1 protein-coding gene is annotated in these 309 nt (G+C 59.2%); it reads left to right on the forward strand.

The features are described 5' to 3' along the window. Positions 1 to 63 precede the first annotated feature (63 nt). Positions 64 to 309, forward strand: a 246-nt coding sequence (locus SB772_RS39890) for an AtpZ/AtpI family protein (RefSeq protein ID WP_410838503.1), incomplete at its 3' end; no start/stop codon positions are given.

Consider the following 309-nt stretch of genomic DNA (forward strand, 5'->3'; position numbering starts at 1 on the left):
TGTCTCTGACGTCCACAGGACCGGGGTAGCGGGATTGGGGATAGAGGCATAGGAGGAGGAACCATGTCGGATGACCGGGAAGAAAGTCTGGACAGGCGCCGCGCGCAGCTGGGAGCAGAGCTCAAGGCGAAGCGTGTAGAGGCGAGAGAGGAACAGGCGAGCGAGGCCCGCGCCGAGGAAAGCCGTAAAGGCTATGCCCAGGCGATGAAGCTTTCGAGCGAATTCATCTCCGCTATCATTGTTGGTGCCCTGCTTGGCTATCTCCTCGACCGTTTTGTCGGCACGGCGCCTTGGGGTTTGATTATTCTT

It is taken from the genome of Paraburkholderia sp. SIMBA_030, assembly GCF_046535245.1.
In the GTDB taxonomy this organism is placed as follows: Bacteria; Pseudomonadota; Gammaproteobacteria; order Burkholderiales; family Burkholderiaceae; genus Paraburkholderia.